Origin of the sequence: Longibaculum muris, from assembly GCF_004343035.1 — a bacterium.
GTDB classification, from domain to species: domain Bacteria; phylum Bacillota_I; class Bacilli_A; order Erysipelotrichales; family Coprobacillaceae; genus Longibaculum; species Longibaculum muris.
The window spans coordinates 1-26,217 of sequence record NZ_SMCQ01000005.1 but is presented as its reverse complement, the minus strand read 5'-3'; the positions used below and the strand labels follow the sequence as shown (position 1 = coordinate 26,217).

The following is a 26,217-nucleotide window of genomic DNA, read 5'->3' as shown; positions in this document are numbered from 1 at the left end:
AATGAAACTGAAAGATTAAAAAAGTCTTTCAGTTTTTGTATGAAAATATATTTTTATAAGATATTTTGTTATAATGGAATAGGAGGTTTTCAATATGGAATTACAAGATGTTTTAGAAAAAAGAAGAAGTATAAGAAAGTATCAAGCAACAAAAGTAAGTGATGAGATGATTCATCAAATTATTGATGCAGCGATTTTAGCACCATCATGGAAAAATTCACAAGTTACCCGTTATTATATTGTTAGAAGTGATGAAATGCTTGCAAAAGTAAGAGAGGCCCTACCTGATTTTAATCAGCAGAATGTCGAAAATGCTCCGGTTTTGATTGTTACAGCAATTGTTTTGGATCGTTCAGGATTTAATCGAGATGGTACACCTAGCAATGAATTGGGCAATGGATGGGGATATTATGATTGTGGATTGCATAATATGAATTTGTTATTGAAGGCAACAGAATTAGGACTATCAACCCTTGTTATGGGAATCAGAGATGCTAAGATTCTTCATGAATTATTAGCGATTCCAAATAATCAATCTGTTGTGAGTGTCATTGCGTTAGGATATGGTAATATTGATCCAGCAATGCCTCAAAGAAAGACTTTTGAAGATATTGCAGTTATGAAATAATAATAGCTATGCCTTTAGGCATAGCTATTTATAGTAATTAATCATTTTTTGAATTTGTTGAGGTGTTGGAGTAAAGCTTAAAGATAATAATACAACACGATTTTCTTTTTGAATAATTAAAGTTGTTAATTTTTGATTTTGATATCCATATAAAATATGATGATCTTCTTTCACAGAAGTGCAATAATACTGCTTTGGATTGGCTTTAAAATCTTCCATTAATTGTTTAGCAGATTTTTGAGAATGTAATTGGTATTCTTTGGTATAAAGCATTGGCTGATTTGTTGATTCAAGAACAGAATAAGAATGAGGAACTGTGAAGCTTCGATGTTGTAAGGTTGAAAGTTCACTTTTATCATTTATTCCTAAATCCTTGATTGTTAAAACCGGATGTTCTTTTAAAGTAAATTCTTGAGCATTGAAGGTATCTTCAACAAATCCACCACCAATAAGACATAAGCAAGTGATTGAACAAATCATATATATTTTTCTAAAGTAAGAAAGCCGACTATAAGATAAAGGTTGTCCTTTTTTGGCTAACTGCTTGTAAAAGGCTTTGGTATAATAGAAATTCACAAAGCAGCGAAATACTGCTGTTAGGCAGAGTAAAACAAGACCAGCATAGACAAAAGTAATCCCATAACTTAAAAAGGTATCAATATTCATAGCATATAAAGAGCCAAGAATGAAAAATGCAGCTAACCATAATGAAGCAATAAAAGCACAAAATGATTGGATTCTTTTGATATTATCAATCAGATCTTTTTTGTTTTTAAGATTGATTTGAAAATCTTTTTCTTGTTGACTTGCAAAAACATACATATCACGTTTATTATAAATAAACTGATAAGATTTTTTGATATATTTTTTTACAAAAGCTTCTTTATCGGCTTTTTTTTCTTTTCTATTTTTCCCAAATGTTTTATGAAAATCAATATAGTAATAAACTGGATGATTAACTTGTTTAAAGATTGAAATCAAAGATAAATCACGACAATAATAACCCATTTGACCTAATTGATTTAATTTTTTTTGGAATAATTCATGTTCATAAGGACGATAATTTATGATTTTAATTTGATATTTCATATTTCCACCAGACTTTCTATAGTATTATATCAAACTCCATGGATATTGTCTAATAGATGCTTACCTTAAGAAAATATTAAGAATTTGTTAAAAAAATGTAAATTGTTTGTTTTCAAGGTATCAATTATATAGTATAATAACTTTGTAACTTTGTGTAAAAATGACAAAAATGAGGAGGTCATTTATGGATTTGACGTTAGTTTTCTCGCTTATGGGAGGACTAGGAATGTTCTTATATGGGATGAAACTTATGAGCGATTCCTTAGCCAACGTAGCGGGAGCAAAATTGCGTACAATATTAGAAAAAATGACAAAAAATACTTTTGTTGGGATGTTAGTGGGAATGGCATTCACGGCTGTTGTCCAATCATCATCTGCGACAACTGTTTTGGTAGTAAGTTTTGTCAATGCTGGATTGATGAATTTATATCAGGCAACTGGAATCATCATGGGAGCCAATATTGGAACGACAATTACAGGACAATTAATCGCATTTAATTTATCGGATATTGCACCACTGTTTGTTTTAATTGGTGTGGTTATGCTGATGTTCTCAAAGAAAGCAAATATTCAAAAGATTGGTGAAGTTATTTTAGGTTTTGGTATTTTATTTGTTGGTTTAGCTTCAATGTCAGGGGCAATGTCAACTTTAAAAGATTCACCAGTGATTGTACATATGCTTTCTACTTTAACGAATCCATTCTTAGCAATATTGATTGGATTTGCGATTACAGCAGTATTACAATCATCATCAGCAACAGTTGGGATTGTTATTTTGTTAGCTTCTCAAGGGTTATTACAATTGCATATTTGTTTCTATATTATTTTAGGATGTAATATGGGATCATGTGTTTCTGCTTTAATTGCTAGTCTTGGTGGGAAGAAGAATGCCAAACGTGCGGCTTATATTCATTTCTTATTTAATGTCTTTGGCTCACTAGCAATTGTTGTTTTATTGCAATTGTTTATGCCACAAATTGAAGGTGGTATCATGGCACTCACTGGTTCACAACATTTAACAGGACAAGCGTTACATGATGCGATGGCAAGAAATGTTGCTAATGCGCATACGATTTTTAAAGTATTCCAAGTCCTTATTCTCTATCCATTTACGAAATGGATTGTCAAAGCTACTTATGTATTGGTTCCAGGTGATGATGAAGAAAGTGGATTCTCATTGCAATATATTAGTGATAAAGTTGCTTTTTCTGCAACAACAGCTATCCCTCAGGCTATTCATGAAGTTGAACGTATGGCTGAGATTGCTCGTTTAAATTTAAATTTAGCAGTTAATTCTTTATTGGAAATTGATACTTCAACACAAGAAGAAATTGCTAAAAATGAGGAGCATATTGATTTCTTGAATCATGCGATTTTTGAATATTTAAATCGGATTAATCAGGTTCCTTTACCAGAAGAAGATTCACGTATTATTGGACCATTGTTCCATGTTATTGCTGATATTGAACGTATTGGTGATCATGCCAAGTCAATCGCAAATATTACTTTAACATGGGAAAGAAAAAAATATCAATTTACTCATGCACATAAAACAGAAATTAGAGAACTATTAACAATGGTTAATTCTGAATTAGAATTAAGTTTAGATATGTTTACACAAAAGTCATTAGATCATTTAAATGAAATCTTAAAGTTAGAAGATTTAGTTGATCGAAAAGAAGATAGGCTACAAAAAGCTTATTTAACAGATATCAAGAGAAAAGAAACAGCACCACGAGAAGGAATGCTTTATTCTGATTTGGTTGCTGCTTTGGAAAGAGTTGGAGATCATGCAACAAATATTGCTTTTTCAATTTTAAATGATGATAGTGAAGAAATTGGTCGTTTAATTGAAGAAGAACATGTTGATCCTTCAGATTATATTTTATAAGCCTACGCTGTAGGCTTTTTAGCTAAAGGAAAAGGGGGAAAAGTAATGAAAGGAAGATTTAGAAAATTTATTTCATATTATAAACCATATAAGAAGATCTTTATCTTAGATATGGTTTGTGCAATGTTGGCAGCAGGAGTTACTCTTGTTTTCCCAATGATTACACGTTATATTACAGGGGTTATTTTAGTAGCAGAACCGATTGAATTAGGTAAGATTTATCAATTAGGGTTATTGATGCTGGTTTTGGTTGTCATTGAATTTTTCTGTAATTTCTATGTGACATATCAAGGACATGTGATGGGAACTTATATGGAAAGAGATATTCGTAATGAACTTTTTGAACATTATCAAAAATTATCTTTTAGTTTTTATGATGAACAAAAAACTGGACAATTGATGTCACGTATTACGAATGATATTTTTTCTTTGACTGAACTTTATCATCATGGACCAGAAGATATTGTTATTTCTTTAATTAAATTTGTTGGGGCATTTATTATTTTGTCATCAATTCATTTGAAGCTGACTTTGATTGTTTTTGCTTTTATTCCAGTTATGGGTGGCTTTGCCTATTACTATAATAAAAAAATGAAAAAGGCATATAAGAGAAATAAGCAAAGAATTGGTGATATTAATGCCCGTATTGAAGATAATTTATCAGGGATTCGAGTTGTTAAAAGTTTTGCTAATGAAAGTCAAGAAATGGATAAGTTTCAAGTAGAAAATATGAATTTTGTTGATAGTAAACGCAATAGTTATTTATATATGGCAAAATATCATTCTGGTTTAGGTGTTTTTACAAGTATGATTACGATTGCCGTTATTTTCTTTGGGGCATTATTTATTAGTCAAGAAGCTATTACAACCCCAGATTTAATTGCTTTTGTTTTGTATATTGCTAATTTAATAGAACCAGTTAAGAAATTAATTAATTTTACTGAACAATTTCAAGAAGGCGCAACTGGTTTTGAACGTTTTATGGAAATTTTAGAAGTTCAACCAGATATTCAGGATAAGGCAAATGCTGTGGAATTAAAAGATGTTCAAGGACATGTTTGTTTTGAAGATGTTGCTTTTCGCTATAATGATAAAAGTGAGTATGTTTTAAAACATATTCAACTTGATGTACAGCCAGGAGAATATATTGCTTTGGTTGGTTCATCTGGGGTTGGGAAAACAACGATTTGTTCATTGTTGCCACGTTTTTATGAAGTCAGTGAAGGAAGAATTATGATTGATGGTCAAGATATTCGTGATGTAAAACTTGCGAGTCTACGTCAAAATATTGGAATTGTTCAACAAGATGTTTATTTGTTTGCTGGAACAATTATGGATAATATCCGTTATGGTAAGTTTAATGCGACGGATGAAGAAGTTATCGAAGCAGCTAAAAAAGCGAATGCTCATGAGTTTATTATGGCTTTACCTGAAGGTTATGATACAGATTGTGGTCAAAGAGGAGTAAAGCTATCCGGTGGGCAAAAACAAAGATTATCGATTGCTAGAGTTTTCTTGAAGAATCCGCCAATTTTAATTTTTGATGAAGCAACCAGTGCCTTGGATAATGAAAGTGAACATATTGTACAAGAATCATTAGAGTCCTTAGCTGCACATCGTACGACATTCGTTATTGCTCATCGTTTATCAACAATCAAGAATGCTAAACGAATTTGTGTCTTAACGTCAAAGGGAATTGAAGAAGAAGGGACACATGAGGAATTATTGGCTAAACAAGGTCAATATGCTTACTTATATAACATGCAGTTTAAAGAAAATTAATAATTTACAAAGAAAAAGGAAGAATCAATTTAACAGATTCTTCCTTTCTTGTTATTTATGAAAAGTTGATTTTGATTTTTCAATTCCATAACACTGTTCAGGGATTAATTCTTCTTCAATTCTTAATAACTGATTATATTTTGCAATTCTTTCACTACGTGATAATGATCCGGTTTTGATATAACCAGCGTTTGTAGCAACTGCTAAATCAGCAATAAATGTATCTTCTGTTTCGCCAGAACGATGAGAAACAACAATCTTATATTGATGTCTTTTTGCTAATTCAATCGCATCCAATGTTTCAGTTAAGGTTCCAATTTGATTGACTTTGATTAATATTGCATTTGCAATATTTTCATCAATACCCATTTGGAGACGATCTTTATTTGTGACAAACAAATCATCACCAACCAGCATAATATGGGATAAATGTTTTGTTAAAGCTTGCCAACCATCAGTATCATCTTGGTCTAATCCATCTTCAATAGAAATGATTGGATAACGATCACATAAGTTTTCATAATAAGTGATAAGCTCTTGAGAAGTATATTCTTTATTTTGCATATGATAGAGACCATCATGATAGAACTCACTAGCAGCTACATCTAAGGCAATGCAAATATCTTCTTGGGGTTGAAAACCAGCAGCTTGAATAGCTTCTAGGATACATTGTAAAGCAGTATCGTTATCTTCTAACATAGGGGCAAAACCACCTTCATCACCAACTGAAGTATTGAGTCCTTTTTGTTTTAATATCTTCTTTAAATGATGAAATGTTGTTGAACCCATCTCAACAGCTTGTTTCATACTATGAGCACCTACAGGAACAATCATAAATTCTTGAAAATCTAAGGGGTTATCGGCATGGGCCCCACCATTGATAATATTCATCATTGGAATAGGAAGGACATGTGCATTACAACCACCAATATATTGGTATAAGGACATATCATAGTAATTTGCCCCACAGGCAGCAACAGCTAAAGAAACTCCTAAAATAGCGTTAGCTCCTAATTTAGATTTATTCTTTGTTCCATCTAACTGAATCAATAAATCATCAATATATCTTTGATTTGTCACATCACAACCCAATAATTCATCTTGAATACAATCATTAACATGATTAACAGCTTTAAAAACACTTTTCCCTAAATAACAATCTTTAACCTCATCTCTTAATTCATGAGCTTCATAAATTCCAGTAGAAGCGCCAGAAGGTACGATTGCTCTCCCTTTCGCTCCACTTTCACAATAAACTTCCACTTCGATTGTTGGAAAACCTCTGGAATCTAAAACTTGTCTAGCAAAAACATTTGTAATATATGGCATTTTTTTCTTCACTCCTTTTTGTAAAGGATGGTCAAAAGATAAGAAAATATTCATGAAATGTCTTGAATAAAGATATTCAAAAAGGAAATAGTATGATATAATAATCAAAGAAATGAGGGATGAATATGATTTTTATTTATATTATAGGTGGTCTCATTTTTTTAGCTTTAGCGATTTATTTATTAGATAAAAGAGAAAAAATGGCACGTGAAATTAAAATAATCAAAGAATATCGTCAAGACATTGATGAAATGAATACTGAATTAGATGAGTTACAGACTCAATTAGATCAAATGAATGAACCATTATCTCGTTTAAATGAGATTTCAAAGAAAATATTAAGCTATATGAAATAACATTTCTTTTGAAATGTTTTTTTAATCGGAGGGGAAAAGATGCTTTTAGAAACAAAACGTTTATATTTAAGAGAATTCAATGAAGATGATTTTGATGACTTGGCAACACTTTTACAAGATCCTCAAGTTATGTATGCATATGAGCATGATTTTTCCAAGCAGGATGTCAAAGACTGGCTGGATAGACAAATACAAAGGTATTGTCAAGATGGTTTTGGATTATGGGCAGTGATTTTAAAAGCCAATCATAAGTTTATAGGACAAGTTGGTTTGTCAATGCAAGATTACAGAGGAACGCAGATATTAGAATTAGGATATCTTTTAAAAAAAGAATATTGGCATCAAGGATATGCTTATGAAGCATGTTGCTGCTGTCAAAATTATGCCTTCTATCATTTAAAACAAGAACAGTTACATGCGATTATTAAACACGATAACTATGCTTCAATCGCACTGGCTAAAAAGCTTGGCATGCAAAAAGAAGATGAGTTTTTAACAACTTATTATCATGGTGAGATGTTGCATTATCTTTATACAAGTGATAAAAATTCACCTATTTGTTTAAAAATGAGAGATGAACAACTACAAGAAAGTCATGTACAGAAGATTCAAGAATATAATCAAAAAATTATTTTGCATGAGTATGATTCTAAGTGGATCAATGATTATCAATACGAAGAAAAGAAAATTAAAGAAATTTTAAAAGACAAAGTTATTCAAATAGAACATGTTGGTTCAACGTCAGTACCGGGTTTATGTGCTAAACCAATTATTGATATTTTGTTGATTGTTGCTGATTCTAGCAAAGAAGATGATTATGTACCACAGCTTCTAGAAAATGGCTATATTTTAAAGGTGAGAGAACCTGATTGGTATGAACATCGGATGTTTTTAGCAACTGATAGAGCAATTCATTTACATGTTTTTTCCAAGGATTGTTTAGAAGCTAAACGGATGCTTGTTTTTCGTGATTGGCTTATAAATCATCCAGAAGATAGAGAACTTTATGCTCAAACAAAGCGTTCTTTAGCCCAGAAGGTTTGGCGTTATGTACAAGATTATGCAGATCAAAAAAGCGCTGTTGTACAAGCGATTATGACTCGTGCTTTAAAAAATAATAATGAGAAAAAATAAAAAAAGACAAATTTATTATTGACAATTGGTAACAATCGTTTATAATACTAGACATATCAACAAACTCAATGAAAAAGAGAGTAGTTTAAATGAGTATGAAGCGAGCTAACGTTGGTGTGAGGTTAGTATACAAGTTTAAATGAACCGCACTTTGGAGAGCAATATCTGAAATCAGTAGGATATTGAGTAGGTCTGCTTTAAAGACAAGAGGGGATATATCTTTGGATATATCAACAAGAGTGGTACCGCGGAATCTTTCGTCTCTTAGTTTTATACTAAGAGGCGTTTTTTATTGAAGAAAAGGGGATGAGTTTTGTGAACAGGGTGAATTTATTGCGGTGAGTGTCTCAAGCACTTATAGTTATAAAAACGAAAACATAAAACAAAAAAGATGAAAGTAGAGGGAAAAAAGATGAAAAAATTAGTAAAAGGTTTATTAGTTGCCGCTATGGCATTAACAATGACAGCTTGTGGAGGAAATGATGATAAAAAAGCAGATAATTCTGCAAATGAATCAAAAGATAAAGAAACTGTGACTTTAACAGTTGGAGTTTCACCTGACTATGCACCATATGAATCATTAGACACTGATGGAACAATTGTTGGTTTTGATGCAGATATGGTGAAATTATTTGAAGGGTATTTAACTGAGAGTGAAGGAAAAACATATAAATTAGAATTCAAACAAATGGATTTTGATAATATTGTTACACAACTTCAAGGAAGTCAAATTGATTTAGGAATTTCTGGATTTACTTATGATAAAGAAAGAGTTGTAGAATGGTCTAATCCTTATACTGCAACTGCTCAAGTTGCTGTTTTACCAAAAGATAGCAAAATTGCTTCTGCAAAAGATTTAGAAGGTAAAAAAATTGCGGCTCAAACTGGAGCAACTGGTGAAAATGCTGCTAAAGCAATTAAAAATGCAGATGTTGTTGGAATGAAAAATGTTCAAGATATTTTTAATGGATTAGCTGCTCATCAATATGATGCTGCTATTGTTGATTTAGCTGTTGCTAAAAATTATGTAAATAGTGGAAACTTTAAAATGTTAGATGGTTCTTTATTAGATGAAAAGAATTATATTATTGCTAAAAAAGGAAATAAAGAAGTTATTGAAAAAATTAACAAATGCATTGATAAATTCTTAAATTCAAAAGATTACAATAAATTATGTGATCAATATGGTTTAAAGAAATTAGAAAAATAAGAAAGAAGGTAGGGATGGTATGTTTACAGCATTTGATAAAGTGTTTACTCCAGAAAATATATTATATTTAGCCAAAGGGGCATTGATATCACTTTTGATAGCTGCTGTATCCCTTGTTCTTGGATTGATTTTAGGTATTTTAGGATCAACTGCCAAACGTTCTAAATATCGTATATTTAGAATCATTGGAAATGTCTATGTAGAAGTGATTCGTGGAACGCCAATGTTATTACAAATTTTATTATTGTTTTCTGTTGTTCCATCATTGTATACAGCTTTAACTGGGGATATTTTAAGAATAAATACTTATGTTATTGGTGCTATAGCAATGAGTATTAACAGTGGTGCTTATTCTACAGAGTTAATTAGAAGTGGTATTAATGGTGTTGATAAGGGACAATGGGAAGCATGTGAAACATTAGGGTTAAGTCATTGGCAAACAATGAAGATGGTTGTTTTGCCACAGGCTTTTAAGATTATTATTCCACCCGTTATTAGTGAATTTATTACATTGATTAAGGATTCTTCTTTGATTAGTTGTATTGGTGCTGTTGAATTATTAAAAGGAGCACAAGTTATTGGAGCAAAATATTTTGATGTTATGTCTCCATATTGTGTTGCTGCAATCTTTTATTTGATTATGACATTAAGTGTTTCTTATTTAGGAAGATATATAGAAAGGAAGTTGGCTGCCAGTGATTAAATTAGAACATATTACAAAGAACTTTAAAAATTTAAAAGCTGTAGACGATGTTTCTTTGGAAATAAAAAAAGGTGAAATTGTTTGCTTGATTGGACCATCTGGTTCAGGGAAGAGTACCGTTTTAAGATGTATTAATGGTCTTGAAGTTCCAGAATCAGGAGACGTTTATATTTATGATCAAAAATTAGATTTAAATGGTGAAGATAAAGGTCGCCAATTAAGAAATAAAATGGGATTTGTTTTTCAACATTTCAATTTATTTCCTAATATGACAGTTTTAGAAAACTTGACTTTAGCACCTATTCAAGTGATGAAAAAATCAAAAAGTGAAGCAGAAGAAATTGCTTGTCAATATTTAAAACGTGTTGGTTTATTAGATAAAAAGGATGAATATCCAAATAAATTGTCTGGTGGACAAAAACAACGTGTTGCGATTGCTAGAAGTTTATGTATGAACCCTGAGATTATGTTGTTTGATGAACCAACAAGTGCCTTGGATCCTGAAATGGTTATTGAAGTTTTGGAAGTTATGCAAGAATTAGCACAAGAAGGAATGACAATGGTTGTTGTAACTCATGAAATGGGATTTGCAAGAACTGTTGCAGATCGTGTCATCTTCTTAGAGGATGGTAAAATTATAGAGGAAAATAATGCTGAAGACTTTTTCTCTCAACCAAAAACCCAAAGAGCACAAGACTTCTTGAAAAAGGTTATGCATTAATGAAAATAGAGGAATTTGAAGTAGAAACTTGGATGACAGATCATGAAACTCATTGTCAATATAATTTGACTGAGACATGTGTGTCATCCTTATCTTTAAATGATCTTCAGCAATATGTTGAAGAAGATATTGCTTCTTCAATTATGTCAATGACTATGGACTATGGACCAATTGTTGGCTCAACACGTTTAAAACAAGCAATATTGTCTTTATATCAAACAGGTAGTGCTGATAATGTTACCATTACTCATGGGGCGATTAATGCAAATGAATTGGCAATGATTTCTTTATTAGAACCAGGTGATCATATTATCAGTTTATTTCCATCTTATCAGCAAATGTATGACTTTCCTAAGTCATTAGGATGTGATGTTTCACTTATTCATTTATCTGAAGAAAAAGATTGGATGCCAACGATTGATGATTTTAAAAAAGTCATGAAATCTCATACCAAAATGATTTGTTTAAATTCACCAAATAATCCAACTGGAACAACAATACCTTTAGAACTTATGCAAGATATCATTACTTTAGCTAAAGAAAATGATTGTTATATTTTATGTGATGAAATCTATCGTGGAGTCAATACGAAAACGCAACAATTGTCACCTTCATTTAGCGATTATTATGAAAAAGCAATTGTGACACAAAGTTTATCTAAAGTTTTTTCGTTTGCAGGTCTTAGATTAGGCTGGATCAAAGGTCCTAAAGATGTCATTGATTTGATTAATTATCGTCGTGATTATCACATCATTAGTAGTGGACCACTAGATGATTATTTAGCTTGTCTGGTCCTAGAAAATAAAGATAAAATATTAAAAAGAAGTTTAACTATTTGTCAAACAACAAAACAGATTTTAAGAGATTGGCTTGATAATGAACCACGTGTGTCATGTGTCATTCCAGATGAAGGCACAGTTTGTTTCTTAAAATATGATGTTGATATGCCATCAGCTGAGTTTTGTGAAAAACTTCAAGAGGAAACTGGTATTTTCTTTGTTCCAGGAGTAACTTTTGGAGTAGAAAATCATTTGCGTTTTGGTTTTACTCATGATGAGAAAGAAGTTAAAGAAGGTTTAACTTTATTTTCTAAGTGGTTAAGGCAATTTGATTGATTATATCTCCCTGTAGGGAGATATTTTTTAATACGATTATTTGCTTATTGAAAATAAAATGAGTTCATGATAAAATTATTTTAAGAAAATATCAGATAAAAAAAGAAAAATGAAAAAATTTTTTGTATATAGAAGTAGAGGGTTCTTTTGTAAGAAGGAGGAAAAGATATGAATAAAAAATCTTCTACGGAATTAGGTATTGTTGAAACATATAAGTACGATTATTTTTTTCATTATTCACTTATTTATTATGATGAATTAAGGCTATTTCTTTGCCGGTACTTATCACATGATCAATCTATTACATCAACTTTTGTGATAAACAGTGAAACATTTAAAGGGTTTTATGAAAATAAGAAATTGATCATGGATGTTGTTGTACAAGATGATAAGGGAAGATATTATGATTTTGAAATGCATAATTATGATATTAAATTGGAAGATCAAATAAGATTTCTAAGATATGGTGAAAGATTAGTTGATAATCAAGAAAAACGTGGTGTTGAGTATATTCATTTAAAACCAGTTTATCAAATGATTATTTATACAGGACAACCGATTGATAATTATCATGGTTATATTCATTATATTCAAAAAGGAGATATTAAAAATCATTTGTTTTATCGAGGAGATGTTGTTAAAACAGTTTTATTACAATTACAATTATTAAAGGAGGAGTATGATATGGAACAAAGATTAGAACCAATGGAACAATTAAGTTATTTATGGATGTATAATCAGTCGCATAAATTTAGTGAGATGTGTGATTTGGTGAAAGGTGTTATGAAAATTCACGATAAATTTATGAATAGTGATGAACTGTTGAAAGCTTATGAAATTGAGAGTGAAAGATTGTTGATAAGAAGTAAAATAAGTAGAAATAAAGAGGAGGGACGTGAAGAAGGACTTAAGGAAGGACTTAAAGAAGGTCGTGAAGAAGGACTTAAAGATGGTCGAAAAGAAGGACAAATAGAATTAGCTATTTTATTGATTGAAACAAAATATCATAAGAGTGGAGAATGGTTGAAGCAATGTACACCACAACAAATGAAACATTTTCATGAATTGTTTGTTCAAGATATGAGTTATGATGATTTGAAAAAGAATGTTTTATCTTATTGAAATTGAGGATGAATATATTTATGAATAGTGATGAACTGTTGAAAGTCTATGAAATTGAGAGTGAAAGATTATTAATAAGAAGTAAAATAAGTAGAAATAAAGAGGAGGGACATGAAGAAGGACTTGAGGAAGGACTTAAGGAAGGACTTAAAGAAGGTCGAAAAGAAGGACAAATAGAATTAGCTATTTTATTGATTGAAACAAAATATCATAAGAGTGGAGAATGGTTGAAGCAATGCATACCACAACAAATGAAACATTTTCATGAATTGTTTGTTCAAAATATAAGCTATGATGATTTGAAAAAGGCAATGGCTATAGATAAAGATTGATGAAAAAAGCTAATCGATAAGATTAGCTTTTTCTATGAAAGATGATGAGAACTATAGACCGATTTATAGACATAAAAAGATGATAAAACTAAAGTTGTAAATAATCCAATAAGCATAACCATAGCAACGCTTAATACATGATAACGAGGAGTTAAGATGAGTAAACAAATAAATTCAATAATGACTTCTAAAGTACTCATAACAAACATTTCTTTATTTTTATTAAGGGCCTGTAGAGTAGCACTAAGAGGTGTTTGAAGATAAAAGAGAGTAAAAGGAATAGACATGTATTTTAAATATTCATAACCATTGGTTGTATTGTACATAAACAATAAACAATAATCACCAAAGAAATAAAATAATAAGGTAAAGGGTAAACTAATGAAAAAACAAACAATAATCCCATAAATAACATGTTGACGTAATTGATGATAATGATGATAAGCAATATCTTTATTTAAAATTGGTAACAATAATCTTAAGACAACATTATTAAAGAATGTAGGCGTGACTAATATTGAAATAACATAACCACTAATAATTGCATATTGTAAATGAATTTGAGATTCACTCATTTGTAATTTTGTTAAAATGGCTACTAAAACAATAGGTTCAATAAAATTATAACAAGAATGAAGAATCCTTGAACCAGTCAAAGGTAAAGCAATATTCATCATATCTTTAAAAATAAAATGGTCCTGAAAATAAGATAATGAATGATAACGAAAATTAACCCGACGATGCATATGCGTATATAAATATAGAATTGAACATAATTCACCAACACTCATCGCAGTAATCGCAATACTGACTAAATAAGTCATTGATAAATGCGCACATAATTTAATCATGACATAAGTAAAAAGAATACGTGTCACTTCTTCTAATAACTGAGAAACAGAAAGTGTCCAGACATCTTCTTTACCTAAATAATAATTCTTGATAATTCCACTGATTCCAACCAAGGGAATAAAAGGAAGCATAGCTAGAAGGGGAAAATAAGCTTGATCTTGTTTTAGAAAATCCACAGCAATCATTTTTGAAAAAAAGAGGATACCAAACATAATCAATAAACAAGATAAAAAACAAATCAATATTGCTGAAATAATAACTTTCTTATTATTATATTTTGGGTTAGAAACAAGTCTAAAAACTGCTGAAGGAATGGAAAATTGAGCTAAAGTGATACATAAAGAAAGTGTTGGAATAACTAAAATATATAAAGCCATACCTTCTTCATTTAAAAGACGAGCTAACATCATTCTGTTAAAAACCGAAAAGACTTTGGTAATTAATGTACTACTACTTAAGATAATAAATGAATTAATCAATTTTCTTTTCATAAAACACTTCCTTTATTGATGAATTTCCTTTATAATAAATATGTTGAATTTATGAGAAATATGTTAGGAAGTGCAATAAATGGAAATCAATCTTAAGAATAACTTGCCTTTAGATATTCTTTTTTTAATTCGTATAAAAGCTAATGAATTTAAAAGTGAAGGTGTTCAAGAAATTAATGCTAATGATATTAAAGAATATTTATATCAAATTAAATGGAAGAATACAGATGCTCTATCAATGTGTGATATTATTGATGATATTATGTCACTACGTTTTTCGGAAGTCTTTGATTATTTAAAATTGAAGGTTATTAAAGAAGCATCGACTTTAAATTTAGATGATTTTAGTGAATTGATTACGAAATAACTGTTCAACAGTTATTTTTCTTTTAAGGAGAATATAATGGAATATAAAACAATAGAATCAAAAAATTATCAAGAAATACAAAATCAATATCATATCAACTCATTATTAGCTAAGATTATAGAGAGTCGTCATTATGATGAAAAAACAATGAATTCACTTATGAATCCAAGGCTCATCTATCATGATTTTTCCTTATTTGAAGAAGCTGATATGACTTTAGAAAGAATTCATGAAGCCATTGAAAATGAAGAAAAAATCTGTATCTATGGTGATTATGATTGTGATGGTATTTTAGCAACAACAATCTTAGTTCAAGCCTTTAAAGAATTAGGGGTACAGGTAGGTTATCATATACCGAATCGTTTTGATGATGGCTATGGCTTAAATATAGAACGTGTTGAACAAATGGCAAAACGTGGCTATTCACTCATTATTACAGTTGATAATGGTGTGAAGGCATTTGAAGCCGTAGAAAGGGCAAATGAGTTGGGTATTGATGTTATTATTACAGATCACCATCAATTTGATGCTGATTTACCAGATGCCTGTACATTTATTCATACGAAACTATCACCTGATTATCCTTTTAAAGAAATATCAGGTGGGTTTGTAGCTTATAAATTAGCGAGTGCTCTTTTACAAAAACAAGATAAATATTTGTATTGTTTAGCAGCAATTACAACAATTTCTGATATGATGCCTTTACTTGATGAAAATCGTTCATTAGTAAAAAAAGCTTTAACTTTTATGAATGAAGAAAAATATTTACCTTTAGAATTATTGTTAGGAGATCAAAAAAATTACAATACAACAACAATTGGTTTTACAATTGCGCCAAAGATTAATTCATTTGGACGCTTGCCAGAAATGTGTCCACCAAATATTTTAGTAAAATACTTTATGAAAGATGCACCAAGAGAATTAATGATGAAAGTCTCACAAATGGCGACATCTATCAATGCAAAACGTCAAGCAATGACAAATGAACAATATAGTTTGGCACATCAATCTGCTGGTAATGATTTCTTGTATTGGGCAAGTGAAGATGTTCATGAAGGCTTAATTGGTTTAATTGCGGGTAAATATACAAGGCAATATGAACGACCTAGCTTTGTGATGCATTATGATAAAAAAGCTGGTATCTATAAAGGGAGTGCAAGAAGTGTTGATGGTTTTTCTTTACATGAATTTTTTACAACACATAGCGAACAATTTGTAACTTATGGTGGGCATGCTTTGGCTGGTGGATTTGCTGTGGATGAAGCACACTATGAATCTTTTTATCATTGTATTGAAGAAAAATTAAAAGATGTGACTTTACAAGCAACAACTTCAGTTTTATTAATTGATGAATATGATATAAGTGTTGCCAATATTGAATCGTTAGCTTTATTAGAACCATTTGGAATGGCTAATGAAGAACCTATCTTTTTATTAAAAAATGCGCCTATTGTTCAAGTTTATCAATTGAGTCAAGGAAAGCATTTAAAATTAGATATTCAATTTTCAAATATAAAACTCTCTGCTTTGTTTTTCCAACATGGTGATATGTATGAACAATTAAAAAATCAAAAAACAGTTGATTTAGTTGGAACTTTACAAATCAATGAATTTAGAAATCAAAGAAATATTAATTTTATGATAAAAGATATTATATAGAATCTTTATAAATATCAAATAATTTGATATAATAGATAAACAAGGAGGGCTTTTCAGCTATGGATTTAAAAGAATATATTGCGGATATCCCAGATTTTCCTGAACCAGGTGTCCTTTTTAGAGATGTTACACCTTTATTAGCAGATAAAGATGCTTATAAAGAAGCAATTCGTTTATTGGTTGATTTTGCAAAAGAAAAAGATGTTGATGTTATTGCTGGACCAGAAGCAAGAGGATTTTTATTTGGATGTCCTGTTGCGACAGAATTAAATTGTGGATTTGTACCAGTTAGAAAACCTGGTAAGTTACCTCGTAAGGTTGTCACAAAATCATATGATCTTGAATATGGTTCAAATGAAATTCAAATGCATAGTGATAGCATTCAACCGGGACAAAATGTTTTGATTGTTGATGATTTACTAGCAACAGGTGGTACAGTACAAGCTACGGTATCATTAATTGAACAAATGGGTGGAAACGTCGTAGGAATTGCTTTCTTAATTGAATTAGAAGCATTAAAAGGAAGAAAACTTTTAACGGGATATGATGTTTACTCTGTCTTAAAGTATTAAAAAGAGACATTGTCTCTTTTTTCATAATTGTAAAGGAGGAAGAATTATGGAAATTAAAGGAAAACACGATCAAGTGACATTTGATGATGTCTTAGCAATCTGTTCAACTTATATTACCAAAAAAGAAAGCATTGATTTGATTAAAAATGCTTATGATTTTATTATGGTAAAACATGAGGGACAAAAACGTAAAAGTGGGGAACCTTATACCATTCATCTTATTTGGGTAGCATACATTCTTTCAACTTTACAAACTGGTCCAACCACAATTGCGGCTGGATTATTGCATGATGTCATGGAAGATTGTGATGTCTCACGGGAAGAAATGGTTGAACGTTTCGGTGAGGAGATTACAAGCTTAGTTGAAGGTGTTACTAAGATTAATAAGATGTTATTTAAGGATGAATCAGATATTTATGCAGAAAATCATCGTAAAATCTATATTGCTATGGCTAAAGATATACGTGTGATTTTAATTAAATTAGCTGATCGTTTGCATAATATGCGTACCCTTCAATATATGCGTCCAGATAAACAACAACGTATAGCACGTGAAACGTTGGAAGTTTATGCGCCGATTGCTCATCGTTTAGGTATTAATGATATTCGTATTGAGTTAGAAGATTTATGTTTATATTATTTAGATCCCAAAGCCTATCAGGAAATTTCTGATTTATTAGAACAAAAACGTAGTGAACGTAAAGAGTCTGTTGATAAAATGATGCAATCAGTGAAGGATTTATTAGATGAACATCATATCAAATATCGCATTAAAGGACGGGCTAAACATATTTATAGTATTTATAAAAAAATGGTTATTAAACATAAACGTTTTGATGAACTTTATGATTTAAATGCCTTACGTATTATTTTACAAGATAAAATGAAATGTTATGAGGTTTTAGGTATCATTCATGACCATTATCGTCCATTACCAGGTCGTTTTAAAGATTATATTGCGATGCCAAAACCTAATATGTATCAATCACTGCACACAGCTGTCATTGGTGAGGGTGGACATATCTTTGAAATTCAGATAAGAACTGAAGAAATGGATGAACTTGCAGAACGTGGGGTTGCTTCACACTGGCGTTATAAAGAGGGAAAAGATTATTCATCTAAACAAGAACAAAAAGATATTGTTGATAAGTTACAATGGTTGGGTGATTTTATTACTTTAAGCGATGAAATTAAAGATGGTGATGCTAAAGAATATTATGATTCATTAAGACGTGATATTTTTGAAGCGAATGTTTATGTAATGACGCCCCAAGGGAAAATTGTAGAATTACCAAATGGGGCAACACCAATTGATTTTGCATATCGTATTCATACTGAAGTTGGACATCATGCAGTTGGAGCAATTGTTAATAATGTGATGGTTCCTATTAATACAAAGTTAAAAACAGGTGATGTATGTGAAATAAAAACAAATAAAAATTCTGGTCCTAGTGAAGATTGGCTCAAGTTTGTACAAACAGCTGGAGCCCGTAATAAGATCAGACAATATATTACAAAGAAAGATGCTGAAACGCAAAAAGCTGCGATTGAAGAAGGTAAAAAACTATTAAAAGAAGAAATTCGTAAACGCGAATTAGATGAAAAGAAATATTTAGATCCAGAAACTTATAAATCTTATTTTGGTTCTTTTGGAGCAAAGAATTTTGATGATATTTTGTTAGTTATTGGAAAAAAACAAGCAACGGCTGCAACGTTAATCGATAAAGTTGCACCTAATCATACTGGCTTCTTTGATAATCTTTCTAAGATGTTAAAGAAAAACAATAACGCTATTAAGAATCAAAAAAGAACAAATGGTAGTTTAGGAATTAGTGTGAGTGGCGTAGATGGTTTGAAAGTTCAATTATCAAAATGTTGTAATCCTATTCCAGGTGATCCAATTGTTGGATATGTTTCTAAAGGACAAGGGATTAAAGTGCATAGAGCTGATTGTCCTAATATCAAAGGAGCAGAAAAAGGTCGTTTAATAGATGTTTATTGGGATTATACAAATATTACAGAAAAACGTTTTAAAGTTGATATTGAAATATGTGGATTGGATCGTCCTAATTTATTGAATGATATTATTACTGTTTTAGGACAAGTGAAAGTCAATATTTTAAATATTAATGCAGGTATTCAAGATATGGAAGCGCATATTAAGTTAACTTTATCGGTAGAAAATGCTGAGCTGCTACAATTGACTATTGATAATTTAAATAAGATTCAAGGTATTTATGATATTAAAAGAGTTATTCATTAAGAACCACTATAGATTTTCGGTTCTTACTCGGTTATGGGTAGAATAACTATCTAAACAGTACAAGAAATTGTACTGTTTTTTGTTTATACTGTTCAAATTGAAAATTTGAACAAATAGACTTTAGTCAGTTGAACACATGAAATGTGTGAAACAAAAAACCACCTGCTATGCGGGTGGAGAAATAAAAAGTTATACAGTAGTATCACCTTTCCGGTATAATGAAGTTGTTCAAGCTATCATTAAAAGAAAGGAAAGGTGATTTGACTATGGCTAAAAAAGCGAATTCTTTAGCACACACAAAATGGATGTGTAAATACCATATTGTGTTCACACCTAAGTATAGACGAAAAGCGATATATAATCAATATCGAGAAGACTTGGGAGAAATATTGAGAAGATTATGCAGATATAGAGGAGTAGAAATAATAGAGGGACACTTGATGATAGATCATGTTCATATGCTGGTGATGATACCACCAAAAGAAAGCATATCATCATTTATGGGATATCTCAAAGGGAAGTCAGCAATGATGATGTTTGATAGGCATGCCAATTTAAAATATCAATATGGGAATAGACATTTTTGGGCAGAAGGATATTATGTAAGTACAGTAGGACTAAATGATCAAACAGTCGCAAAATATATAAGGGAGCAAGAAGCATATGATATAGCGATGGATAAACTGAGTGTGAAAGAATACAAGGATCCATTTGAAGAAAAGGAAATCAAGAAAGAGAAGAAGAAAAAAGGGAAGAAAGAAAAATAGCAAAAAATCCCTTTGAGGGATAGCGAGAGTCAAGAGCGGTAGCTTGAACGAAGTGAAAGCAGCGCCTTGAGACGCGAGCAAGTAACAAAGGCTTATAGCCGCAGAGAAAACCACGCCTTTTAGACGTGGTTTTTATTAGGATATTATTTCTTATATTTGGGTATTAGGGTATAATAGAGATGTAAGGATGGTGATGTTTATGAAATATAATAAGATCGATTTGAATGAAAAACTTTTTGGTGATGATTTCATTGTTTATGACTGGAAAGATGATAACGATACAGTTACTATTTATGTAAAGGCAACATCTCATGATGATATTTGTCCTGTTTGTGTTTCCCCTGTTCACTCTGAGTATGCGAACTGTATGACGACGATTAAAAAAATCAACGTGTCTAGAATAGTAGGCATGAGTTGACCAATCGGATAATTGACAGTTTGGACAATGTATAAGATGAAAATTGATTGAATTAATGATTTCATCATAACTAAATTGATTAATAGACTTGATTTTTTTGTTTAATTTTATTATTATCGTATTGTTCAATGGAACAGGATAATTAATCGAACTGTCGGAGGGGAGATAATTATCCTTTTATCTTTCTGTAGATTTTATAACTAAATAATAAAACAATTAAGAATAATAAAAAAGGGAAACAGAGTATCTACCCCAAAATAATTGAAATCAGCAATAAAGTGAAAGGAAAGAGCACCCCAATAAAATGAAGTGCTCAAAAAATCCCCTGATATATTTAGTTACTCATAAATATATTGTTACAGATCTTTTTTTATAATATTTTTTGAATATAGTTTAGAATGATAAAAGAAATATATATTTAGAACAAAAATAAATAATATTATTATGTCAAAACGACATTTGATGATAATTTTTTAACGCTCGATGATAATAATTAAAAACGTTTTTTTTTTGTAATATAATACAGAAAAAGGAAGGAGGTAAAAATATGAAATTGTTAAAAAAAATAACAGCTATGATTGTTGGATATGTAATTAAATCAGATTACTGCTGTTCTCCAATGGGATATTATAAACCTAAAAAATAAAATACATAATATAGAAAGGAAAAAGAGACATGGAAGATGAAGTTGAAAAAACATTAATAAATATCTTTAAATTGTCAGGGATTTATATAACAGATGAAAATAAAAAAATAAAATTAAATATTGATTCTATGCAATTGGTTGTTTTAATTGCTGAAATTCAAAAAGAATTTTTATTGGATTTATTCGAGCAAAATTTAGACTTTAGGGAATTACATTCATTTAATGATTTTCTTTGTCTGATTCAGGATATGCTAAAGTAAGACTTTATAAAGTAACTAAGGATTAACAATTACATTAAAATTTAGAGGAGATATCTTTATGAAAAAGAAATTAGTTAAACCAACTAAATCAACAAATAACAGTGTTGTTTTATATGGTGAAGGCAATAATAAGTGTAGCTAAAAAGTAATTATAAGTATAGTAGAAAATAAAATTAATTAGATTTTTTTATGTATCCTTAGTTACTTTATAAATTTTTGGGGGGAAAGGAGATAATTTGATGAGAAAGATTGTTATTATTGATACAGGGGTTGATATCAATAACAAAAATATTAATTTGAATAGAATAAAAAGAATTAATTTATTTAATCAATATAATCCTTTCGAAGACTATATTGGACATGGGACTGCTATAACTTATATAATACAGAATAATACATTTGATACAGAAATATATACAGTAAATATATATGGAAAAAATTCTTTTACAAACGAAGAAAAATTATATGATACATTATTATATATATATGAATATGAAAGATATAGATTTGATTCATATAAGTAGTGGAATAATTTGTCCGAGTATGAAAAAAGAAATAAAAAAAATATGTTCATTATTATACAAAGAAAAAATATTTATTGTATCTTCTTTTGATAATGAGGGGGCAATTTCATATCCCGCTTGCCTTCCAGAAGTAATAGGAGTTCAGTTCTCTTTAAAATGTAAAAAAATAAATGATTATATTGTTCTAAATAATTCTAATATTAATATATTAGGATTTGGTGGCAAACAATTATTACCATGGAAAGATGGAAATTATAAAAATGTAAGCGGATCGAGTTTTGCATCGCCATACATTACGATAAAAATATTAGATTTATTAAACTTAAATTATCAGTTTGAAGATATTTTTAAGCAATTGAAAAAGGATGCCATCAATATAATGGAATTCGAAATAGAAAGTATTGAACAAAATGCAAATATTGACTATATAAATGATGCTGCTATATTTCCGTTAAATAAGGAAACAATTGTTTTGTTAGAAAATAAAGATCTTTTAGATTTTAATATAAAATATATTTTTGATGTTAATAATTATTATAATGAGAGAACAGTAAACAATAAGCGAATTTTGGGTGCTTTTAAACTCTTTAATATAAATCAAATATCAAAATATAATGATTTTGATACCCTTATAGTTGGACGTTTAGATAAAATAAATCAAATTTTTAATTATGATTATACTAAATATTTATTAGATTATTGTTATGTAAATAGAAAAAATATTTATTGTTTTGACGATTTAAAAAAGTATAACGACTTGGTAAAAAGAAATATTTTATCTGGATTAAATGTATTTAGTTCTAACGAATTATATAAGAATTTTAATGTTATTGATAATAATCTTGGAAGTTTAAATGTGTTATCAATACCAACTGTTGCAATTTGTGGGACATCACCAAGACAGGGGAAATTTACTTTACAACTTGGATTAAGAAGAGAATTAAAAAAAAGTGGATATAAGTTTTCACAATTTGGAACCGAACCATCTTCATATCTTTTTGGATTTGATAAAATGTTTCCATCTGGCTATGGTATTGACTTAAATGGCAATATTTATAAACAAATTTTGACATATAATAAGTTATTATCCTCAATAGAAAAAGATAGTGAGATAATGATTTTGGGGACTCAATCACAGACAATACCATATTCTTTTAATAATTTAAATTTTCTTTCTTTTGAACAAGAATCTTTACTAATAGCTAGTCAACCGGATTTGATATATTTAGTCATTAATAGTAATGATGATATAAATTTCATTAAACGTACTATTTTATATTTAGAAAATTATCTAAATTCATATGTTGGAGCTTTGATTTTATATCCGTATCAAAAAAATAGTGATTGGGTAATATTTGACAAAGAAGAAAAGAGCTTATCAGATATTGAAATTGAAATTGTCAAGGAAAAATTATATAAAAGATTAGGTAAGCCAATATTAATCAATGGAAAATTTGAATCAATATATAATCATATGATTGAATATTTTTGTGAAAGATAGGAATAGTAATTACGTTTTGAAATAGTATAGTTAAAGAAGAAAATCAGATAAATTTATGGAGGCATATATGATAATAGTTGAAGACATTCAAAAGGATATAAAAAAACATCGTATATTAAAAGAAATTAATTTTTCACTTGAAGATAACCAGATTGTTGCATTGGTTGGTAATAATGGTGCTGGAAAAACAACATTAATGAAAGTAATCAGTGGTATCTTAGATATAAATGGGGGATCAATACATGTCAATAATGAAAATAAATCTGATTATTTAGAATGGGCTCATAATAATGTTGCATATCAATCCACAAATGAAAGAGATTTGTCATATAAAAATACAGCAAAAGATAATATTATTTACTATGGAATTTTGAAAGGAACTAAGAAAAAGCAAATACTAGAAAATCTTAATTATTACTTAAAATATATTAAATTTGAAAATGAGTTAGTAAGAAAAGTTGAAGAATTATCTACAGGTCAGAAAAAAATAGTTAAACTATTAGCTGTTTTTTGTTGTAATTGTAAATATCTTATTTTAGACGAACCAACAGAGGGATTAGATATAGAGAATATTAATTTAATAAAAGATATCTTAATAGATATGTCTAAAAAAAGAGGGAAAGTTTTAGTGATATCATCGCATGACTTAAGTTTTTTGGCGGATATAAGCACAAGATATTTGTTTTTAAAAAATGGTCAAGTCATAAAAACAATAGATTCAAAATTAGAGGTAGATAGTTTAACTGAAATTTTTATAGAAAATCAAGGAGAAGAAAATGAAAAAATACTATGAATTACTTAAAATAGAATTAAGGATTACTTTTTTATCCAGATTGCAATATAAAGTAGGAATGATCAGTGATTTTATAATGATAGTAGGTGTGTTTTTGATTGCATTTTTCTTTAATGAGGGATCACCATTAAAGATATATTATGATATATCTTCAAATGATGGAAATATTTTGTTTTTTATTGGTTTTTTGTTTTGGCAGTTTTCTTCATTAGCACTTGGATTTTCTACATCAATAGTTTCTTCGGAAGCAAGCGAAGGTATTTTAGAGCAAAAAATGCAAAGTAGTTTTAAAATACAAATATTATACTTTATTAAATTAATTATTAATTTATTAACGAATTTTTTAATTATATTAGCACTTATTATTTTGATGTTTTTTTTAACTAATTTAACAATTAGAGATATTGTATTCTTTTTTGTTTCAATAATTTTAAATATACCAGCAATAATTGGTATGTATGGAATAGGATTATTATTAAGCACTATTGTTTTGAAAGAGAAAAAATCAAGTAGTTTAATATTAATTGTTCAAACATTACTAATATTTATATCAAATGTAATGAAGCCATTGGATAATATTATTGTCGCTTTAATACCATACAGTTTGGGAATAGAGATATGTAGAAAAATATATCTAGAATTAACAGTAGGTTGGGAATTATGGTTAGGATATATATGTATTAATTTATTTTGGATAATGATTGGTTCTTTTTTATTTGGTAGAGCTTTAAAAATCATTAGAAGGGAAGGAGCGTTTGATACGTATTGAATAAACAAAGTAATTCTTTATATACCTCATGTTTTAGTGGGACATTAATTGAATATTTTGGTGATAAGAATATTCAAGAAAAATCGCTATATTTATCAGAAAAAATTTTAAAAATTGATAATGATAAAAAAACGGGAGCAATTATATCACCCATTATGGATATAATGAAAGATGGCTTATCTTCTTTAGGATATTGTATTGTTGAAATAAATAAAGAAAATCTAGAACATGATTTACCGATTATAGTTCATTCACCCTTATCCTATTTAAATTATCATGATTTTTTTGAAGTATCTAATAAAATAAAGAAAAAGTATCACTACATACTTGTGAAACAAAGGAATAAAGAGCTTTATTTAAAGGATTCGTTTATTCCTTTGATACAACCAATAAAAATTGAGAGTAAATTAGAAAATTTAGAATTAATATATAAAGATGACGTATATGTATATAAAATTTTTAAATGTAAAAAAGGGAAAAAGAATATAACTACAAAAGAAATTGCAAATACTATTCCTAATTCTTTAGAAAATTATAATAAGAAATTTGACTTATTTATCAAATCTATAAAAGAAAATACTGATAAGAATATATTTGCTGAAATGAACTCTACTTTTTTTTCGGGAGGTTATTTAGCTTGTAGAGTGAATTTAATTAATATTTTAATGGATGAGAGTAGCAGAGAAAATAAACGTATATTGGAAGATTTTGTTTTTGAATTTCAAAGATTAATTTTAGATATAAGATTATTATTTGTGAGAATGTATTTATCAAATTCAAATATATATGTAAATGAAATTATAAATAAAATAATTAAACTAAAAGAAGTGAACCGCCCCTGTCAAGTAGACAGGTGAAATAATTAAAATTATTATTGAAGTTGTCGATAAGACAACTTCATTTTTTTATGTAGCTAATATTGT

Annotated in this window: 26 protein-coding genes and 1 other annotated feature; of the genes, 23 read left to right on the top strand and 3 right to left on the bottom strand. The window is 29.2% G+C overall.

Going from position 1 to position 26,217, the window contains the following annotated elements:
- Positions 1-94: 94 nt before the first annotated feature.
- Positions 95-628, top strand: coding sequence for a nitroreductase family protein (locus EDD60_RS05235; protein ID WP_066449422.1), 534 nt, complete (start codon positions 95-97; stop codon positions 626-628).
- A gap of 24 nt (positions 629-652) precedes the next feature.
- Here EDD60_RS05235 and EDD60_RS05230 read toward each other — a convergent pair whose 3' ends face one another.
- A complete protein-coding gene (locus EDD60_RS05230) occupies positions 653-1,717 on the bottom strand; it encodes a hypothetical protein (RefSeq protein ID WP_132226303.1) in 1,065 nt (354 codons plus the stop codon).
- A 184-nt stretch (positions 1,718-1,901) separates the two neighbouring features.
- On the opposite strand from EDD60_RS05230, the gene EDD60_RS05225 reads away from it, so the two are divergent.
- Both EDD60_RS05225 and EDD60_RS05220 read left to right on the top strand, forming a co-directional pair.
- Positions 1,902-3,608 (top strand): Na/Pi cotransporter family protein, encoded by a 1,707-nt coding sequence (locus EDD60_RS05225; RefSeq protein WP_066449427.1) that lies wholly within the window; start codon positions 1,902-1,904, stop codon positions 3,606-3,608.
- Between the two features lie 45 nt (positions 3,609-3,653).
- Positions 3,654-5,390 (top strand): ABC transporter ATP-binding protein, encoded by a 1,737-nt coding sequence (locus EDD60_RS05220; RefSeq protein ID WP_066449429.1) that lies wholly within the window; start codon positions 3,654-3,656, stop codon positions 5,388-5,390.
- Positions 5,391-5,441: 51 nt separating this feature from the next.
- On the opposite strand, the gene eno is transcribed toward EDD60_RS05220, so the two are convergent.
- Entirely contained in the window at positions 5,442-6,719 is a 1,278-nt protein-coding gene (eno, locus tag EDD60_RS05215) for a phosphopyruvate hydratase (protein ID WP_066449432.1), read from the bottom strand.
- Positions 6,720-6,844: 125 nt separating this feature from the next.
- Here eno and EDD60_RS05210 point away from each other — a divergent pair, with 125 nt between their 5' ends.
- The 8 genes from EDD60_RS05210 to EDD60_RS05175 all read left to right on the top strand — a co-directional run bounded on the left by EDD60_RS05210 (position 6,845) and on the right by EDD60_RS05175 (position 13,412).
- The gene (locus tag EDD60_RS05210) at positions 6,845-7,075 is read left to right on the top strand and encodes a hypothetical protein (RefSeq protein WP_066449435.1); all 231 of its coding nucleotides are present in this window, start codon (positions 6,845-6,847) and stop codon (positions 7,073-7,075) included.
- 39 nt (positions 7,076-7,114) lie between these two features.
- Positions 7,115-8,209 (top strand): GNAT family N-acetyltransferase, encoded by a 1,095-nt coding sequence (locus tag EDD60_RS16375; RefSeq protein WP_082787425.1) that lies wholly within the window; start codon positions 7,115-7,117, stop codon positions 8,207-8,209.
- A 59-nt stretch (positions 8,210-8,268) separates the two neighbouring features.
- Positions 8,269-8,477: a binding site (T-box leader), on the top strand.
- A gap of 144 nt (positions 8,478-8,621) precedes the next feature.
- Complete coding sequence (locus EDD60_RS05200) at positions 8,622-9,419, top strand: substrate-binding periplasmic protein (RefSeq protein WP_066449440.1); 798 nt, start codon at positions 8,622-8,624, stop codon at positions 9,417-9,419.
- 19 nt (positions 9,420-9,438) lie between these two features.
- Positions 9,439-10,122 (top strand): amino acid ABC transporter permease, encoded by a 684-nt coding sequence (locus EDD60_RS05195; RefSeq protein WP_066449445.1) that lies wholly within the window; start codon positions 9,439-9,441, stop codon positions 10,120-10,122.
- Positions 10,115-10,843, top strand: coding sequence for an amino acid ABC transporter ATP-binding protein (locus EDD60_RS05190; RefSeq protein WP_066449453.1), 729 nt, complete (start codon positions 10,115-10,117; stop codon positions 10,841-10,843). The genes EDD60_RS05195 and EDD60_RS05190 overlap by 8 nt, the downstream gene beginning before the upstream one ends.
- A complete protein-coding gene (locus EDD60_RS05185) occupies positions 10,843-11,958 on the top strand; it encodes an aminotransferase class I/II-fold pyridoxal phosphate-dependent enzyme (protein WP_066449456.1) in 1,116 nt (371 codons plus the stop codon). Before EDD60_RS05190 ends, EDD60_RS05185 begins: the two co-directional genes overlap by 1 nt.
- A 168-nt stretch (positions 11,959-12,126) precedes the next feature.
- Entirely contained in the window at positions 12,127-13,080 is a 954-nt protein-coding gene (locus EDD60_RS05180; protein ID WP_132226302.1) for a hypothetical protein, read from the top strand.
- A 20-nt stretch (positions 13,081-13,100) separates the two neighbouring features.
- Entirely contained in the window at positions 13,101-13,412 is a 312-nt protein-coding gene (locus EDD60_RS05175) for a hypothetical protein (protein WP_132226301.1), read from the top strand.
- Between the two features lie 32 nt (positions 13,413-13,444).
- Here EDD60_RS05175 and EDD60_RS05170 read toward each other — a convergent pair whose 3' ends face one another.
- Entirely contained in the window at positions 13,445-14,755 is a 1,311-nt protein-coding gene (locus EDD60_RS05170; RefSeq protein WP_066449461.1) for an oligosaccharide flippase family protein, read from the bottom strand.
- Between the two features lie 79 nt (positions 14,756-14,834).
- Here EDD60_RS05170 and EDD60_RS05165 point away from each other — a divergent pair, with 79 nt between their 5' ends.
- The 12 genes from EDD60_RS05165 (at position 14,835) to EDD60_RS05115 (ending at position 26,151) form a co-directional block, all read left to right on the top strand.
- Entirely contained in the window at positions 14,835-15,122 is a 288-nt protein-coding gene (locus EDD60_RS05165; RefSeq protein ID WP_066449464.1) for a post-transcriptional regulator, read from the top strand.
- 36 nt (positions 15,123-15,158) lie between these two features.
- Positions 15,159-16,781: a single-stranded-DNA-specific exonuclease RecJ gene (gene recJ / locus EDD60_RS05160; protein WP_066449466.1), complete on the top strand. Its 1,623-nt coding sequence runs from the start codon at positions 15,159-15,161 to the stop codon at positions 16,779-16,781.
- Positions 16,782-16,840: 59 nt separating this feature from the next.
- Positions 16,841-17,353: an adenine phosphoribosyltransferase gene (locus EDD60_RS05155; protein ID WP_066449469.1), complete on the top strand. Its 513-nt coding sequence runs from the start codon at positions 16,841-16,843 to the stop codon at positions 17,351-17,353.
- Positions 17,354-17,399: 46 nt separating this feature from the next.
- A complete protein-coding gene (locus EDD60_RS05150; RefSeq protein WP_066449472.1) occupies positions 17,400-19,616 on the top strand; it encodes a RelA/SpoT family protein in 2,217 nt (738 codons plus the stop codon).
- Between the two features lie 266 nt (positions 19,617-19,882).
- Entirely contained in the window at positions 19,883-20,383 is a 501-nt protein-coding gene (tnpA, locus tag EDD60_RS05145) for an IS200/IS605 family transposase (protein ID WP_066446769.1), read from the top strand.
- Between the two features lie 187 nt (positions 20,384-20,570).
- The gene (locus EDD60_RS05140) at positions 20,571-20,801 is read left to right on the top strand and encodes a hypothetical protein (RefSeq protein ID WP_082787445.1); all 231 of its coding nucleotides are present in this window, start codon (positions 20,571-20,573) and stop codon (positions 20,799-20,801) included.
- Between the two features lie 675 nt (positions 20,802-21,476).
- A complete protein-coding gene (locus EDD60_RS05135) occupies positions 21,477-21,707 on the top strand; it encodes a hypothetical protein (RefSeq protein ID WP_066450229.1) in 231 nt (76 codons plus the stop codon).
- Positions 21,708-21,946: 239 nt separating this feature from the next.
- A complete protein-coding gene (locus tag EDD60_RS16055; protein ID WP_066450230.1) occupies positions 21,947-22,231 on the top strand; it encodes a S8/S53 family peptidase in 285 nt (94 codons plus the stop codon).
- Between the two features lie 19 nt (positions 22,232-22,250).
- Complete coding sequence (locus tag EDD60_RS05130; protein WP_165973125.1) at positions 22,251-23,732, top strand: DUF1611 domain-containing protein; 1,482 nt, start codon at positions 22,251-22,253, stop codon at positions 23,730-23,732.
- Positions 23,733-23,799: 67 nt separating this feature from the next.
- Complete coding sequence (locus EDD60_RS05125; protein WP_066450238.1) at positions 23,800-24,525, top strand: ATP-binding cassette domain-containing protein; 726 nt, start codon at positions 23,800-23,802, stop codon at positions 24,523-24,525.
- Positions 24,509-25,294 carry an ABC transporter permease gene (locus EDD60_RS05120; protein WP_066450241.1) on the top strand — a complete coding sequence of 262 codons (786 nt, stop codon included), beginning with the start codon at positions 24,509-24,511 and terminating at the stop codon, positions 25,292-25,294. Before EDD60_RS05125 ends, EDD60_RS05120 begins: the two co-directional genes overlap by 17 nt.
- Positions 25,291-26,151: a hypothetical protein gene (locus EDD60_RS05115; protein ID WP_132226299.1), complete on the top strand. Its 861-nt coding sequence runs from the start codon at positions 25,291-25,293 to the stop codon at positions 26,149-26,151. Before EDD60_RS05120 ends, EDD60_RS05115 begins: the two co-directional genes overlap by 4 nt.
- Positions 26,152-26,217 lie beyond the last annotated feature (66 nt).